14 protein-coding genes are annotated in these 16375 nt (G+C 71.3%); 1 reads left to right on the top strand and 13 read right to left on the bottom strand.

Annotated elements, in window-relative coordinates:
* Window positions 1-10 precede the first annotated feature (10 nt).
* The 13 genes from ABH923_RS02430 to ABH923_RS02490 form a co-directional block, all read right to left on the bottom strand.
* On the bottom strand, window positions 11-1468 hold the full coding sequence (locus ABH923_RS02430) for a glutamate synthase subunit beta (RefSeq protein ID WP_370053690.1): 1458 nt from the start codon (window positions 1466-1468) through the stop codon (window positions 11-13).
* Window positions 1461-6056, bottom strand: a complete 4596-nt coding sequence (gltB, locus tag ABH923_RS02435; RefSeq protein WP_370053692.1) for a glutamate synthase large subunit — start codon at window positions 6054-6056, stop codon at window positions 1461-1463. Before gltB ends, ABH923_RS02430 begins: the two co-directional genes overlap by 8 nt.
* A 181-nt stretch (window positions 6057-6237) precedes the next feature.
* Complete coding sequence (lgt, locus tag ABH923_RS02440; protein WP_370053694.1) at window positions 6238-7245, bottom strand: prolipoprotein diacylglyceryl transferase; 1008 nt, start codon at window positions 7243-7245, stop codon at window positions 6238-6240.
* A 97-nt stretch (window positions 7246-7342) separates the two neighbouring features.
* Complete coding sequence (trpA, locus tag ABH923_RS02445; RefSeq protein ID WP_370053695.1) at window positions 7343-8140, bottom strand: tryptophan synthase subunit alpha; 798 nt, start codon at window positions 8138-8140, stop codon at window positions 7343-7345.
* On the bottom strand, window positions 8137-9348 hold the full coding sequence (gene trpB, locus ABH923_RS02450) for a tryptophan synthase subunit beta (protein ID WP_370053697.1): 1212 nt from the start codon (window positions 9346-9348) through the stop codon (window positions 8137-8139). Before trpB ends, trpA begins: the two co-directional genes overlap by 4 nt.
* Window positions 9348-10118 (bottom strand): indole-3-glycerol phosphate synthase TrpC, encoded by a 771-nt coding sequence (gene trpC / locus ABH923_RS02455; protein WP_370053698.1) that lies wholly within the window; start codon window positions 10116-10118, stop codon window positions 9348-9350. The genes trpB and trpC overlap by 1 nt, the downstream gene beginning before the upstream one ends.
* 3 nt (window positions 10119-10121) lie before the next feature.
* A complete protein-coding gene (locus tag ABH923_RS02460; protein ID WP_370053699.1) occupies window positions 10122-10352 on the bottom strand; it encodes a DUF6704 family protein in 231 nt (76 codons plus the stop codon).
* A gap of 90 nt (window positions 10353-10442) precedes the next feature.
* Window positions 10443-11168, bottom strand: coding sequence for a Trp biosynthesis-associated membrane protein (locus tag ABH923_RS02465; RefSeq protein ID WP_370053700.1), 726 nt, complete (start codon window positions 11166-11168; stop codon window positions 10443-10445).
* Complete coding sequence (locus tag ABH923_RS02470) at window positions 11158-12699, bottom strand: anthranilate synthase component I (protein WP_370053701.1); 1542 nt, start codon at window positions 12697-12699, stop codon at window positions 11158-11160. Before ABH923_RS02470 ends, ABH923_RS02465 begins: the two co-directional genes overlap by 11 nt.
* Window positions 12696-13088: a phosphoribosyl-AMP cyclohydrolase gene (hisI, locus tag ABH923_RS02475; RefSeq protein WP_370053702.1), complete on the bottom strand. Its 393-nt coding sequence runs from the start codon at window positions 13086-13088 to the stop codon at window positions 12696-12698. The genes ABH923_RS02470 and hisI overlap by 4 nt, the downstream gene beginning before the upstream one ends.
* Window positions 13085-13849, bottom strand: coding sequence for an imidazole glycerol phosphate synthase subunit HisF (gene hisF / locus ABH923_RS02480; RefSeq protein WP_370053704.1), 765 nt, complete (start codon window positions 13847-13849; stop codon window positions 13085-13087). Before hisF ends, hisI begins: the two co-directional genes overlap by 4 nt.
* Window positions 13849-14688: an ATP phosphoribosyltransferase gene (gene hisG, locus ABH923_RS02485; protein ID WP_370053706.1), complete on the bottom strand. Its 840-nt coding sequence runs from the start codon at window positions 14686-14688 to the stop codon at window positions 13849-13851. Before hisG ends, hisF begins: the two co-directional genes overlap by 1 nt.
* A gap of 47 nt (window positions 14689-14735) precedes the next feature.
* Window positions 14736-14999: a phosphoribosyl-ATP diphosphatase gene (locus ABH923_RS02490; protein WP_370053707.1), complete on the bottom strand. Its 264-nt coding sequence runs from the start codon at window positions 14997-14999 to the stop codon at window positions 14736-14738.
* A 134-nt stretch (window positions 15000-15133) separates the two neighbouring features.
* On the opposite strand from ABH923_RS02490, the gene ABH923_RS02495 reads away from it, so the two are divergent.
* Window positions 15134-16366: an MFS transporter gene (locus ABH923_RS02495; protein WP_370053709.1), complete on the top strand. Its 1233-nt coding sequence runs from the start codon at window positions 15134-15136 to the stop codon at window positions 16364-16366.
* The last annotated feature ends 9 nt before the right edge of the window (window positions 16367-16375 follow it).

The raw sequence follows: 16375 nt of genomic DNA on the forward strand, positions 1-16375 counted from the left end.
GTGGAGGGGATCAGACCAGGATGCCGCGATCCGTGGGGCGGACCGGCGACGGCAATTCCGTCTCCCCTTCAAGATACCGGTCGACGGCGGCTGCCGCTGCCCGGCCCTCTGCGATGGCCCAGACGATGAGCGACTGCCCGCGGCCCGCGTCGCCGGCGACGAACACGCCGGCCTCGCTGGTCTGGTAGTCGCCGTCGCGGGTCACGTTACCCCGGTCGTCGAACGGGAGGCCGAGCTGGGCGCTCAGGTCCTCCTGCTCCGGACCGGTGAATCCCAGTGCGAGCAGGACGAGGTCCGCGGGGATCTCGCGCTCCGTGCCCGCCTTCGGCACGCGACGGCCGTCGAGGTACTCGGTCTCCGCGACGCGGAGGGCCTTCACCTCGCCGAACTCGTTCGCGAGGAACTCGACGGTGGAGGCGAGGTACTCGCGCGCCCCACCTTCCTCGTGGGCGCTCTGCACCTCGAACAGCGTCGGGGTCATCGGCCACGGCTGGTGCGCGGGGCGCTCCGCCGGCGGCTGCTTGCCGATCGCGAGGTTGGTCACGCTGGCCGCGCCCTGACGGTGCGCGGTGCCGATGCAGTCCGCGCCGGTGTCGCCGCCGCCGAGCACGATGACGTGCTTGCCGTCCGCCGTGATCTGGTCGGCGATCCGGTCGCCGGCGCCTGCCTTGTTCTGCTGGACCAGGTACTCCATCGCGTAGTGCACGCCCGCGAGGTCGCGGCCCGGGATCGGGAGGTCCCGCGGGACCATCGCTCCGGTGGCGACCACGACGGCGTCGTAGCGCGCCCGCAGGTCGTCCCAGGCGATGTCGACGCCGATGTTCACGCCGGCGCGGAAGCGGGTGCCCTCGGCCATCATCTGGTTCAGCCGCGCCTCGAGGTGCTTCTTCTCCATCTTGAAGTCCGGGATGCCGTAGCGCAGCAGGCCGCCGATGCGGTCGTCCCGCTCGTACACGGCCACCGTGTGGCCGGCGCGGGTGAGCTGCTGGGCCGCTGCGAGCCCGGCGGGGCCGGAGCCGACGACCGCGACGGTCTTGCCGGTGAGGCGCTCCGGCGGATGCGGCTGCACCCAGCCGTTCTGCCAGGCCTGGTCGATGATCGAGACCTCGACCTGCTTGATCGTGACGGCGGGCTGGTTGATGCCGAGCACGCACGACGACTCGCACGGGGCCGGGCAGAGCCGGCCGGTGAACTCCGGGAAGTTGTTGGTCGCGTGCAGGCGCTCGATGGCCTGGCGGCCCTCCCCGCGCCACATCAGGTCGTTCCACTCCGGGATGAGGTTGCCGAGCGGGCAGCCCTGGTGGCAGAACGGGATGCCGCAGTCCATGCAGCGCCCGGCCTGGCGGCGGAGCTGTGCAGGGTCGCCGGCCTCGTAGACCTCTTTCCAGTCCATGAGGCGCACGGACACGGGGCGGCGCTTCGGCAGCTCCCGCTCGGTCGTCTTCAAGAAACCCTTCGGGTCAGCCACCGGTCACCTCCAAGATTCGGTTCCACACAACATCGCCGTCGGGGTCGAGCCCTTCGTCGACGGCCTCCTGACGCATCTGCAGCACGGCCGCGTAGTCGCGCGGCAGCACCTTGACGAACTTCGCCACCGTGGCGTCGACGTCCGCGAGCATCCGCTCGGCGAGGGCCGAGCCGGTCTCCGCGAAGTGCTTCTCGAGCAGGTCGCGCACGATCTCGATGTCCGCGCTGCCGAGCGGCAGCAGCTCCAGCTCGCCGGTGGCGAGGGCGTCGCGGTTGACGCGCTCGGGCTTCAGGTCGTACACGTACGCCGTGCCGCCGGACATGCCGGCGCCCAGGTTGCGGCCGGTGCCGCCCAGGATGACCGCGAGGCCGCCCGTCATGTACTCCAGCGCGTGGTCGCCCACGCCCTCCACGACCGCGGTGGCGCCCGAGTTGCGGACCAGGAAGCGCTCGCCCACGATGCCGCGGATGAACATGCTGCCCTGCGTCGCGCCGTAGCCGATCACGTTGCCCGCGATGACGTTGCGCTCGGCGGGGAAGACGCTGCCCTGCGGCGGGCGCACGATGATCTGGCCGCCGGAGAGGCCCTTGCCGACGTAGTCGTTGGAGTCGCCCTCCAGCCGCAGTGTGATGCCCGCGGGGAGGAACGCGCCGAGCGACTGGCCGGCGGAGCCCGTCAGCGTGATGTCGATGGTGCCGGTCGGGAGGCCGTTCTCGCCGTGGCGGGCCGTCACCTCGTGACCGAGCATCGTGCCGACGGCGCGCTCGGTGTTGCGGATCGGCAGCGACAGCGCGAGCGACGCGCCCTCCGAGCCGGGGTGCGCGGACGCCAGCACGTCGTGCGCGGCCTGGATGAGCTGGTTGTCGAAGTGCTGGTCCAGCTCGTGGTCCTGAGCGCGGCCGTTCTTGCGCGGAGCGGACTCCGGGAACTCCGGCCCGCGCAGGATCGGCGTCAGGTCCATGCCCGACGCCTTCCAGTGCTCGATCGCGCGGTCCGCGTCGAGCAGCTCGGCGTGGCCGATCGCCTCGTCCAGGCTGCGGAAGCCGAGCTCGGCGAGGTACTCGCGCACCTCCTGGGCGATGAACTCGAAGAAGTTGACGACGAACTCCGGCTTGCCCGAGAACCGCGAGCGGAGCTCCGGGTTCTGGGTGGCGACGCCGACCGGGCAGGTGTCGAGGTGGCAGACGCGCATCATGACGCAGCCGGAGACCACCAGCGGCGCGGTCGCGAAGCCGAACTCCTCGGCCCCGAGCAGCGCGCCGACGATCACGTCGCGGCCGGTCTTGAGCTGGCCGTCCACCTGCACCACGACGCGCTCGCGCATGCCGTTGAGCATGAGCGTCTGCTGCGTCTCGGCCAGGCCGAGCTCCCAGGGCGTGCCCGCGTGCTTCAGCGAGTTGACCGGGGACGCGCCCGTGCCGCCGTCGTGGCCGGAGACCAGGATGACGTCGGCCAGCGCCTTCGCCGTTCCGGCCGCGACCGCGCCGATGCCGGACTCGCTCACCAGCTTGACGTGCACCCGCGCCTGCGGGTTCGCGCGCTTCAGGTCGAAGATGAGCTGCTTGAGGTCCTCGATCGAGTAGATGTCGTGGTGCGGCGGCGGCGAGATGAGCCCGACGCCCGCCGTGGCGTGCCGGGTGCGCGCCACCCACGGGTAGACCTTGGTCGGCGGCAGCTGGCCGCCCTCGCCGGGCTTGGCGCCCTGGGCGAGCTTGATCTGGATGTCGTCCGCATGGGTCAGGTACATCGACGTGACGCCGAACCGGCCGGAGGCGACCTGCTTGATCGCGCTGCGCCGCTCCGGGTCGAGCAGGCGGTCGAGGTCCTCGCCGCCCTCGCCGGTGTTCGACTTCGCGCCGAGGCGGTTCATCGCGATGGCGAGGGTCTCGTGCGCCTCCTTGGAGATGGAGCCGTAGCTCATCGCCCCCGTGGAGAAGCGCTTGACGATCGACTCGACCGGCTCGACCTCGTCGATCGGGACCGCGGGGCGGTCGCCGGTGCGCAGCGCGAACATCCCGCGCAGCGTCATCAGCGACTCGGCCTGGTCGTCCACCAGCTTGGTGTACTCGCGGAACACGTCGTAGCGGCGCGTGCGCGTGGAGTGCTGCAGGCGGAACACCGTCTCCGGGTTGAAGAGGTGCGGCGAGCCGTCGCGGCGCCACTGGTACTCGCCGCCGGTCTCCAGCCGCTCGTGCGCGAGGATCGCGCCCTCCGGCGGGTAGGCCGCGGTGTGCCGCGCCAGGTTCTCGGCCGCGATGACGTCGATGCCGACGCCACCGAGCTTGCTCGTGGTTCCGGTGAAGTACTGGCCGACGAACTCCTGGCTGAGGCCGACGGCCTCGAACGCCTGGGCGCCCGCGTACGACGACACGGTCGAGATGCCCATCTTCGACATGATCTTCAGCACGCCCTTGCCGAGCGCCTTGATCACGTTCTTGACGGCCTTCTCCGGCGTAACGTTGGTGATCATCCCGCTGCGGACGAGCTCCTCGCAGGTCTCCATCGCCAGGTACGGGTTGATCGCGGAGGCGCCGTAGCCGATCAGGAGCGCGACGTGGTGCACCTCGCGGACGTCGCCCGCCTCCACGATCAGACCGCACTTCATGCGGTTCTGGGCGCGGATCAGGTGGTGGTGCACGGCCGCGAGCATGAGCAGCGACGGGATGGGCGCGAGGTCCTTGGTGGAGTCGCGGTCGCTCAGCACGATGAACTGGGCGCCGGCCTCGATGGCCTCGTCCACCTCGTCGCACATCTCGGCGAGGCGCGCCTGCATGGCGTCGGGACCGGCGTCGGAGCGGTACAGACCGCGCAGGGTCGTCGTCAGCCGGCTGCCCGGGCGCGGGTCGATGTGCTGGATCTTGGCCAGCTCGTCGTTGTCGATCACCGGGAAGTCGAGGACGACCTGGCGCGCGTGCTCCGGGCCGGCGCTGAGCAGGTTGCGCTCCGGGCCGAGGCCGAGGGCGAGGGAGGTGACGACCTCCTCGCGGATGGAGTCGAGCGGCGGGTTGGTGACCTGCGCGAACTGCTGCGTGAAGTAGTCGAACAGCAGCCGCGGGCGCTCCGAGAGCACGGCGACCGGGGTGTCGGAGCCCATCGCGCCGAGCGGCTCCGCGCCCGTCGTCGCCATCGGCCGGAGCAGGACGCGCACCTCCTCCTCGGTGTAGCCGAAGGTGCGCTGGCGGCGGGTGACGGAGGCCGGGGTGTGCACGATGTGCTCGCGCTCCGGCAGGTCCTTGAGGTTGATCCGGCCGTCCGCGAGCCACTCGCCGTAGGGCGCGCCCGCGGCGAGCTCCGACTTGATCTCGTCGTCCTCGATCAGGCGGCCGGCGACGGTGTCCACCAGGAACATGCGGCCGGGGCGCAGGCGCCCCTTGCGCACGACGCGGCTCGGCTCGATGTCGAGCACGCCGATCTCGGAGGCCAGCACCACCAGACCGTCGTTGGTGACGACATAGCGGCCGGGGCGGAGTCCGTTGCGGTCGAGCGTCGCGCCGACGACGGAGCCGTCGGTGAAGACGATGGCCGCCGGGCCGTCCCACGGCTCCATGAGCATCGAGTGGTACTCGTAGAAGTCGCGGCGGACCGGGTCGATCTCGGTCTGGTTCTCCCAGGCCTCCGGCACCATCATCATGACGGCGTGCGGCAGCGACCGGCCGGTGAGCGAGATGAGCTCCACGACCTCGTCGAACGACGCCGAGTCGGAGGCGCCGGGCGTCACGATCGGCAGCACGGGCGACAGGTCGCCGAGCAGCTCGCTCTCGAGCTGCGACTGCCGGGCGCGCATCCAGTTGCGGTTGCCGGAGACCGTGTTGATCTCGCCGTTGTGCGCGATCATCCGGAACGGCTGCGCCAGCGGCCACGACGGGAACGTGTTGGTGGAGTAGCGCGAGTGCACCAGGGCGAGCTTCGACGCGAAGCGCTGGTCGGAGAGGTCGGGGTAGAACGGCTCCAGCTGGAGCGTGGTGACCATGCCCTTGTAGACCATCGTGCGGCTGGACAGCGACGTGAAGTAGAGGTCCAGCTCGCGCTCGGCCCGCTTGCGCAGGAAGAACGTCAGCCGGTCGAGCGCGATACCGGCGATCGGCTCGCCGCTCTCGTCCGTGCGCGTGCTCCCGACGAACAGCTGTTCGATGACGGGCATGGCGTCGCGCGCCAGGTTGCCGAGCTCCTCGGGGCGCACCGGGACGGGCCGCCAGCCCAGCACCGTGAGGTCGTGCTCGGCCGCGATCGTCTCGACCGCGGCCTTCACGGCGTCGCGGGCGTCGGCGTCGGTCGGCAGGAACGCGTTGCCCACCGCGTAGCGGCCGGCGCCGGGCAGGTCGAGCCCGGAGACCGCGCGCAGGAACGCGTCGGGGATCTGCGTGATGATGCCCGCGCCGTCGCCGGTGCCGGCGTCGGAGCCGACCGCGCCGCGGTGCTCCAGGTGGCGCAGCGCCTCGAGCGCCGCGTCGATGATGTCGTGACCGGCGGTGCCGCGGAGCGTGGCGACCATGGCGAGGCCGCACGCGTCCTTCTCGTCAGCGGGGTCGTAGAGACCCTGCTGACCGGGAACCATGCTGAACCGGGAATGGGGAGGCGTGACCGCCATGTTTCGACCGTCCTCACAGTGTCGTGGATGTGGGGAGTGGAGTGCGGGGACGCCTTCGGCCCGATGCTGGGAGGTTCCGCCGCAACTGCGCCGGGCTTGTGTGCGGCCCGGGGGTCGGTGCGGTCAGGTAGTGCTTATGGGATCAGCCTCTACGGGGTGGGTTGTTCTGAGCCGGCGGAGGTCATCCGCGCGACGGGCTTGTGGCCTTGGCTCCGGCGGACGCGGTGGGCTCTCCGTCGCCATCGACGAAGTCCTCGTCGTCCGAGTCCGTGTCGTCAGAGTCTACCTCAGCATCGGGGCGAACCCATTCACGGCCCGTGTGGTACACGCTGGGCTCGAGTCCGGGGTGGCGCCGGGACTGGACGATGAAGATCACCACGCCGAGGACGACCGCGGCGAAGGCGGCCCACACGTTGCTCGGGATGCCGAGGAACGTGAACTCGCTCGGGTCGATGCGGATCGACTCCAGGTAGGAGCGGCCGACGCCATACCAGATGAGGTAGACGGCGAGCGTCTTGCCCCACTGCAGGCGGAATTTGCGCTCCAGGTACAGGATGACGATGACGCCGATGACGTTCCAGATGATCTCGTAGAGGAACAGCGGCTGGAACAGCGTGTTGTCCGGCAGGCCGACCGGGATGGCCTTGTTGCCCGAGTCGATCTGCAGGCCCCAGGGCAGGTTGGTCGGGAGGCCGAACAGCTCCTGGTTGAAGTAGTTGCCGAGGCGGCCGATCGCCTGGGCGAGCAGCAGCCCGGGCGCGAGGGCGTCGGCGACGCTCCAGAACCGCAGCCCGCTGATGCGGCAGGCGATCCAGATGCCGAAGGCGCCGCCGATGAGTGCGCCGAAGATGGCGTTCCCGCCCTCCCAGATCGCCCAGACGCTGCCCGGCTGGAACGGGTTCCAGGTGTTGTGGCCGGCCGCGAAGTAGTCGCTGGGGTGCGTGACGACGTGGTAGATGCGGGCGCCGATGATGCCGAGCACGACCGCCCAGAGCAGGATGTCGAGGATGACGCCCGGCTCCGCGCCGCGCTTGGTGAGGCGGCGGGAGGTCCACATGGCGGCGATCACGATGCCGATCAGGATCATGATGGCGTAGGTCTGGATGCGCCAGTGCAGACCGAAGATGTCGATCGGGATCTGCTGCCACTCGGGTCCAGGGCTCGGGATGCTGGCGACCCAGCTGCTCATCGTCGCGACCACGCGAAGACTACCTTTCGTATCCGATGGAGTCCGGCGCCGAGTGGCGCGCGACCTCCAGTCTAAGTGTTGGCCGGGGGTGCCCCGGTTACGCGGACGCGCCTTGGCGCACCGTGCCGCGCGCGAGCTCCGCGGCGACCCGTCCGGCCTCCGCGACTCCCCCGTCGGCCAGCGCCTTCACGAGGGCCGAGCCGACGATCGCGCCGTCCGCATACTCCAGCACCTCGGCGACCTGCGCCGCGCTGGAGATGCCGAGGCCCACGCAGGCGCTGGTGGCGCCCGCGTCGCGCAGCCGGCCGACAAGCGTGCGGGCCGCTGCGTCGACGTCTGTGCGCGCGCCGGTGATACCCATCGTGGAGACGGCGTAGACGAAGCCGCGGCTGTGCTCGACGGTCGAGCGCAGGCGGGCGTCCGTCGAGGAGGGCGCCGCGAGGAACACGCGGTCGAGCCCCGCACGCTCGGAGGCGGCCAGCCAGGCCGCTCCCTCGTCGGGGATCAGGTCGGGGGTGATGAGCCCCGCGCCGCCCGCGGCGACCAGGTCGTCCGCGAACCGGTCGACTCCGTACTGCAGCACGGGGTTCCAGTAGGTCATCACCAGGACCGGCACGTCCACGCGCTGCGTGATCTCGCGCACGGCGGTGAAGCCGTCGCGCAGCCGGAAGCCGTTCGACAGCGCCCGCTGCGTGGCTGCCTGGATGACCGCGCCGTCCATGACGGGGTCGGAGTACGGCAGGCCGAGCTCGATGACGTCGACGCCGTTCTCGGCGAGGGCCACGGCGGCGTCGACGCTGGTCTGCAGATCGGGGAAGCCGGCCGGGAGGTAGCCGATCAGGGCGCCCGCGGCCTCCGCGTTGCGGCGGGCGATGGTGTCTGCCACACGGCTCACGACTGCACGGCTCCTTCGTCGATCAGGCCGAAGTAGCGTCCGGCGGTCTCCATGTCCTTGTCGCCGCGGCCGGAGAGGTTCACCAGCACGATTCCGTCCGGGCCGAGCTGTTTGCCGAGCTCCAGGGCGCCCGCGAGTGCGTGCGCCGACTCGATGGCCGGGATGATGCCCTCGGTGCGGCTGAGCAGGCGCAGCGCCTCCATCGCGTCCGCGTCCGTCACCGGGCGGTACTCTGCGCGGCCGATCGACGCGAGCCAGGAGTGCTCGGGGCCGACACCGGGGTAGTCGAGCCCGGCGGAGATCGAGTGCGACTCGATGGTCTGGCCGTCCTCGTCCTGCAGCAGCATGCTGCGCGCGCCGTGCAGGACGCCGGGGCGACCCTTGGTGATGGTCGCGGCGTGCCGCGGGGTCTCCGCGCCCTCGCCGCCGGCCTCGAAGCCGACCAGGCGCACGTCCTCGTCGTCCAGGAACGCGTGGAAGATGCCCATGGCGTTCGAGCCGCCGCCGACGCACGCAGCGACGGCGTCGGGCAGGCGGCCGGTCAGCGCGAGCACCTGCTCGCGGGCCTCTTCGCCGATGATCTTCTGGAGGTCGCGCACCATCTCCGGGAACGGGTGCGGGCCCGCGACGGTGCCGAAGATGTAGTTGGTGTCCTCGACGTTGGTCACCCAGTCGCGCATCGCGTCGTTGATCGCGTCCTTGAGGGTGCGCGAGCCGGTCTTGACCGCGACGACCTCCGCGCCGAGCAGCCGCATGCGCGCGACGTTCAGCGCCTGGCGCTCGGTGTCGACCTCGCCCATGTAGATGGTGCAGCTCATGCCGAACAGGGCCGCCGCCGTCGCGGTCGCGACGCCGTGCTGGCCCGCGCCGGTCTCGGCGATCACGCGGGTCTTGCCGATCCGCTTGGTGAGGATGGCCTGGCCGAGCACGTTGTTGATCTTGTGCGAGCCGGTGTGGTTGAGGTCCTCGCGCTTGAGGATGACGCGCGCGCCGCCGGCGTGGGCGGCGAAGCGCGGCACCTCGGTGATGATGCTGGGGCGCCCGGTGTAGCTGCGGTGCAGCTCGTCGAGCTCGGCGTGGAACGCGGGGTCGGCCTTCGCCGCCTCCCACGCCACGGTGAGCTCGTCGAGGGCGGCGACGAGGGACTCGGGGACGAAGCGCCCGCCGAACTCGCCGAAGTAGGGTCCGTGTTCAGAACGAAGGGACATCAGGCTCCAAGGAACTGGCCGAGCGTGGCGATCGGGTCGCTCGTGACGAGCGCCTCGCCGACGAGCACGACGTCCGCGCCCGCCGCCCGGTAGTGCGCGACGTCGGCGGCCGACTTCACGGCCGACTCCGCCACGCGGATGACGCCGGACGGGTACCGGTCGGCCAGGCGGCCGAACAGGTCGGGGTCCAGCTCGAACGTCGAGAGGTTGCGCGCGTTCACGCCCACCAGCTTCGCGCCGATGTCGAACGCACGGCTCAGCTCGTCCTCGGTGTGCGCCTCCACGAGCGCGGTCATGCCGAGGTCGGCGATGAGGTCGTGGAGCTCCGCGAGCCGCTGCTGATCGAGCGCGGCGACGATGAGCAGCACGAGGTCGGCCCCGGCGGCACGCGCCTCGAGCACCTGGTAGGGCTCGGCGACGAACTCCTTGCGGAGCACCGGGAGGGTCACCGCGGCGCGGACGGCTTCCAGATCGGCGAGCGATCCCTTGAAGCGGCGCTCCTCGGTGAGGACGCTGATCGCGCTCGCTCCCCCGGTCTCGTACAGGGCGGCGAGGGCGGCCGGGTCGGGGATCTCGGCGAGGTCCCCGCGCGACGGGCTCGCGCGCTTGACCTCGGCGATGATCTTGACCCGCTCGGCGGGCGCGAGCGCCGCGAGCGCGTCGATGGCGGGCTCACGTGCGGCCGCGGCGGCCTCCACGACCGCGTACGGTCGCTCGGCACGTCGCCGCTCCGCATCCTCCAGCGCGCCGGCGACGAGGTCGGCGAGCACGGGCTAGTGGCCCTTCGGGGTGTACTTGGAGCCGCCCACTCCGTATCCCGCGCGCTTCATGACCCAGCCGACGATCAGTCCGACGATCGCCAGACCGGCGGAGGCCCACACCACGATCGGCGCGTCGTAGAAGAACGCGATGGCGCCGATGGTGAAGGCGATAAGCATGATGATCACGGCCGTCCACGCCGCCGGCGAATGACCGTGGCCTGGATCGACTGACTCGCTGCTCATGGGACTCCTGCACGTCGGGTGCGCATCGAGGCAGCCCGGAGGCTGCACCACGGCGCGCACGGATTGGTGGATCTGGACCAGTCTAGTGGCTCAGCGGGTGGGGTCGTCGCCGCGACTCAGCTCGTCCCAGCTGTCGATCGCGGAGTCGCGGTCGAGGGTGGTCGGCTCCTCCTGGGCGTCCGATTCGGCGGCCTCCCGCGCCTCCCGCTCGTCGCCGGGCTCGGCGTCGTCGGCGGTCTCCGGCTCCTCGGCGTCGAGCCCGGCGAGCGTCTCCTCGGCCGAGCGGCCGTCCTCGCCCGCGAAACGCGACTGGTACTTGCGCGACGGGCCGGGCCAGGCCCGCAGGAAGACGATGGCGAGCGCGCCGGCCACCGCGACCAGCACTCCGCCGAGCACCGCGAACCACGGCCAGAACTCCGTCGTGGTGCTCTGGACGAGCTTGCGCAGCGACGCCTCCCCCGCGACGCCGGTCGCGGAGGTGATCGCTGCGCTGGCGGCCTGGAGCGGGTCGCCGAGGACGGCGAGAGCCGAGTAGACGATGGATGCGCCGAGCAGGATGCCGAGCAGCGCCAGCACGACCCGGAACGCGGGGCCCGCGATGGCGAGCGCCGCGGTCAGCGCGAGCCCGGCGAGCGACAGCGCCGTGAGCGCCGGCGCGGCGGCCGAGCCGGCGACGGTCACCGTGCCGGCGTGGTTCGCCACATCGGTGACCTGGATCGTGAACCAGGTCTGCGTGGCGGAGAGCAGGCCGAGGCCGCTCCCGACCAGGAGGGCGAGGAGCGTCAGGTACTTGATGCGCCGGTTCTCAGTCCGCACCGTGCACCCGTCTCATCCCGTTGGCCACCGCGACCGCGCGCAGCGGAGCCGCGGCCTTGTTCTGCGACTCCTGGAACTCCAGAACGGGCACCGAGTCGGCGACGAGACCGCCACCGGCCTGCACGCGCGCGACGCCTCCCAGGATGGTCGCCGTGCGGATCGCGATGGCGAGGTCGGCGTCGCCTGCGAAGTCGAAGTAGCCGATCACTCCTCCGTACACGCCGCGCTGCGCGGGCTCCAGCTCGTCGATGATCCGCAGCGCCATCGGCTTCGGCGCGCCCGACAGTGTGCCCGCCGGGAAGGTCGCCCGGAAGACGTCGATCGCGCCGGACTCGGGCAGCAGGTCGCCCTCCACCGACGAGACGATGTGCATGATGTGGCTGAACCGCTCCACGCGCATGAACTCTGTCACCTCGACGCTGCCGGCCGCACACACCTTCAGGAGGTCGTTGCGGGCCAGGTCGACGAGCATCAGATGCTCGGCGCGCTCCTTGTCGTCAGCGAGCAGGGAGGCCTCCAGGTCGAGGTCCTCCTCGGGCGTCGCGCCGCGCGGCCGCGAGCCGGCGATGGGGTGCGTGAACGCGCGACCCTCCTGCACCTTGACCAGCGCCTCCGGCGAGGAGCCGACGATCTGGTAGGGCTCGCCGTCCGGCCGCTCCAGCGACAGCAGGTACATGTACGGACTCGGGTTCAGCGCGCGCAGGACGCGGTAGACGTCGAGCGCGGAGGCCGTGCACTCCAGCTCGAAGCGCTGCGAGATGACGACCTGGAAGATGTCGCCGGCGACGATGCGCTCCTTGGCCGTCTCGACCGACGCGAGGAAGTCCTCCTCGCGGGTGCGGGACACCGGGTTCGCGGGCGTGCCGAGGTCGACCTCGGCCAGCCAGGCCTCCGACGGCTGCGCGAGCTGCCGCTGCATGCGGTCGAGGCGCTGCTGCGCGTCGCTCCAGAGCGCGTCGGCGTCCTGCTCGCCGTCCGCCAGCGCGTTGGCGATGAGCTTGACCGTGCCGGAGCGGTGGTCGATCACCACGAGGTCGGCGGCGAAGGCCATCGCCTGGCCCGGGATGTCGTAGTCCGCGGGCGGGCGCTGCGGCAGGCGCTCCAGCTGGCGCACCGCCTCCCAGCCGATGAAGCCGACCAGGCCGCCGGTCAGCGGCGGGAGTCCGGGGATGCGCGGCGACGACCAGCGCTCGTGGAGCGCCGCGAGGGCGTCGAGCGGGCCGCTCGGGACCGCGGTCCCGAGGGCACGCTCGGCGGACAGGCCGTAGTCGAGCCAGCGCACCTCGTCGCCGTCCTGCGTGAGCATCCCGAACGACGCCGCGCCGACGAACGAGAACCGCGACCAGATGCCGCCCTGCTCGGCGGACTCCAGCAGGAAGGTGCCGGGCCGGCCCGCGGTCAGCTTGCGGTAGATGCCGACCGGCGTCTCGCCGTCGGCGAAGAGTTCGCGGATCACGGGCACGACCCGGTGCTCGGCGGCTAGCGCGGCGAACTCGTCGCGGCCGGTCGTACCGTTCGCTGTCGCGATCACAGGTCGGACCCCATCTCCCTGACCAGCTCGTCGGTCTCCGCCCCGCCCACGGCAGGCGCGAGGACGTCGGCGTCGAAGCAGGTGCGGGTGCCCGTGTGGCAGGCCGCGCCCACCTGGTCGACGGTCACGAGCAGGGTGTCGCCGTCGCAGTCGAGCGCGGCGCCCTTCACATACTGGACGTGCCCGGACATGTCGCCCTTGCGCCAGTACTCCTGCCGGGAGCGCGACCAGAAGGTCACCCGGCCCTCGGTGAGCGTGCGGCGCACGGCCTCCGCGTCCATCCAGCCCATCATGAGCACCTCGCGGGAGTCCCACTGCTGGATGACGGCGGGCACCAGCCCGGCGTCGGTGAAGCGGATCCGTCCGATCACGGCGTCCAGTCCAGTCATGAGCGCACCTCCAAGCCTGCCCGCAGCAGCTCGTCCTTCACGTCGCCGATGGTCAGCTCCCCCGAGTGGAACACGCTCGCGGCGAGCACGGCGTCCGCCCCGGCCTCGATCGCGGGGACGAAGTCGCCGACCGCGCCCGCGCCGCCCGAAGCGATGACCGGGACCCGGCTGATCGCCCGCATCTCGCGGATGAGCTCCAGGTCGAAGCCCTCCTTGGTGCCGTCGGCGTCGATCGAGTTGACCAGGAGCTCGCCGGCGCCGAGCTCGACGGCGCGCTCCGCCCAGGCCAGGGCGTCGATCCCGGTCTCGGTGCGGCCGCCGTGCGTCGTCACCACGAAGCCGGAGGGCGTCGCCGCCGAGCGCTTGACGTCGAGCGAGAGCACGAGCACCTGCGCGCCGAAGCGCCGGGCGATCTCCGCCACCAGCTCCGGGCGCGCGATCGCGGCCGAGTTGACTCCCACCTTGTCCGCGCCGCTGCCCAGCAGCTTCGCGACGTCCTCGGTGCTGCGCACGCCGCCGCCGACGGTGAGCGGGATGAAGACCTGCTCGGCCGTCGCGCGCACCACGTCGTAAGTGGTCGCCCGGTCGTCGACCGTGGCCGTGACGTCGAGGAAGGTCAGCTCGTCGGCGCCCTGCTCGAAGTACCGGCGCGCCAGCTCGACGGGGTCGCCCTGATCGCGGAGGTTCTGGAAGTTGACGCCCTTGACGACGCGTCCGGCGGCCACGTCGAGACAGGGGATGACCCGGACCGCGACGCTCATCAGATCCGCGCCGCGTGGATCGAGGTGACCAGGATGGCCCTGGCGCCGAGCTCGTAGAGGTCGTCCATGACGTGGTTGGTGCTGTCGCGCTTGATCATCACGCGCACCGCCACCCAGTCGGGCTCGCCGAGCGGCGACACGGTGGGCGACTCCACGCCGGGTGTCAGCGCGACGGCCTGCTCCAGCAGGGCGACCGGGAGGTTGTAGTCGACCAGGACGTACTGGCGGGCGACCATGACGCCCTGCAGCCGGCGGAGCAGGGTGTCGACCCCCGCGGCCGGAGACGGCGAGGAGACCAGCACGGCCTCGGACTCCAGGATGACCGGGCCGAAGATCTCCAGGCCCTGCTTGCGCAGCGTCGAGCCGGTCTCCACCACGTCGGCCACCGCGTCCGCGACGCCGAGCCGCACCGCGGACTCCACGGCGCCGTCGAGCTTGATGAGCGCGGCGTCCACGCCGTTCTCGGCGAGGAAGCCGCCGACCAGGCCGGGATAGCTCGTCGCGACGCGCTTGCCGTCGAGGTCGGCGAGGTCGGTGTACGTGCCGGCTGGACCGGCGAACCGGAACGTCGAGGCGGCGAAGTCGAGCGCTGCGATCTCGGCGGCGGGCGACTCCGAGTCGATCAGGAGGTCGCGGCCGGTGATGCCCACGTCGAGGGCGCCGGAGCCGACATACGTGGCGATGTCGCGCGGCCGGAGGTAGAAGAACTCCACCCCGTTGCGCGGGTCGGCGACGATGAGCTCCTTGGGGTCGCGGCGGCCGTTGTAACCGGCTTCGTGGAGCATCTGCGCCGCAGTCTCGGAGAGGGAGCCCTTGTTGGGGACGGCGATCTTCAGCATGTGATTAGTGACTTTCGTGACGTGATTGACGGAGGCGGGGTCGTTCGTCACAGATGTCGGTACACGTCGGCCGGAGTCAGGCCTTTCGCGAGCAGCAGCACCTGGAGGTGGTAGAGGAGCTGGGAGATCTCCTCCGCCGTGGCCTCGTCGGACTCGTACTCGGCGGCCATCCAGACCTCGGCGGCCTCCTCCACGATCTTCTTTCCGATGGCGTGCACGCCCGCGTCCAGCTCGCGAACCGTCCCGGAGCCCTCCGGGCGGGTCTCGGCCTTCTCACGGAGCTCGGCGAAGAGGTCGTCGAAGGTTTTCACCGTTACAGCGTACCGGTCGTGGAGCGCGGGTCGCTCCGCGTGACGATGCCGATGCCGATGCCTGTCGTACGCGACCGATGTGCTAATGTCAACGGGTTTGCTCTGACATATCCCATCTCGATGAGGAGATCCGTATGACGTCGACCGTCTCTCGTCCGCCCGCCCTCTGGCCCCTGCTGCTCTGCTGGGTGATCGTCGCCCTCGACGGCTTCGACCTGGTCGTGCTCGGCACGGTGATCCCCACGCTCCTGAGCACGAAGGAGCTCGGGTTCGACCCCGCCGCGGCCACCGCGGTCGCCACGGCCGGGCTGGTGGGCGTCGGCATCGGCGCGCTCACGGTCGGACCGCTCGCCGACCGCCACGGCAGGCGGCTCTGCCTGGTCGTGTGCGTGACGGTGTTCTCTGTGCTCACGCTCGCGATCGCGGTCGCGCCGAACGTCTTCGTCTTCGGGCTGCTGCGCGTGCTCGCCGGTCTCGCCCTCGGCGCGTGCCTGCCGGTCACGATCGCCTACGTCACCGACCTGATGCCGAGCGCACGCGCCGGAAAGGCGACGACGCTCACCATGACCGGCTACCACGCCGGGGCCGTCCTCACCGCGCTCCTCGCCATCGCGGTCATCCCCGACTGGCGTGTGCTGTTCCTGATCGGCGGCGCCGCGGGGCTGGTCGTCGTCCCGCTCATCCGGTTCCTGCTGCCGGAGGCGCGGCGGGAGCGGGACGCCGCCCCAAGGGCGACGGTGCGGCAGCTCGTCGCGCGTCCGTACCTGACGATCAGCGTCGGCGTCTGGGTCGCGTCGTTCATGGGCCTGCTGGTCGTCTACGGGCTCAACACCTGGATGCCGCAGTTGATGAAGGACGCCGGCTACGGCTCCACCGACGCGCTCGGGCTGCTGCTCACCCTCAACGCGGGTGCGGTCACCGGGCTGGTCCTCGCGGGTGTCGTCGCCGACCGCGCAGGCACCAAGCGCGTCGCGATGGCGTGGTTCGTGCTCGCGGCCGCGTTGCTGGCGTTCCTCAGCATCCGGCTGGAGGACGTCACGATGGTGTACGTCGCCGTCTTCGTCACGGGCGTCTTCGTGTTCTCGGCCCAGGTGCTCGTGTACGCGTTCATCACCCAGCTCTACCCGCCGGAGGTCCGCAGCACCGCGCTCGGCTTCGCCGCGGGCATCGGCCGGCTCGGCGCCATCCTCGGCCCGGCCGTGACCGGAACGCTGGTCTCGCTCGGCCTGGCGTACCCCGGCGGCTTCTACGTGTTCGCGGCGACGGCGCTGCTCGCGGTCGGCGCGCTCGCGGTCATCCCGGCGCGCGCCCCCGCCGCGGTCGCGACTCCGCAGCCCGCCGCCGCAGAGGTTGACGTCGCGGGCTGACGTCGCGGG

The organism is Leifsonia sp. EB41 (assembly GCF_041262565.1).
Taxonomy (GTDB): domain Bacteria; phylum Actinomycetota; class Actinomycetes; order Actinomycetales; family Microbacteriaceae; genus Leifsonia.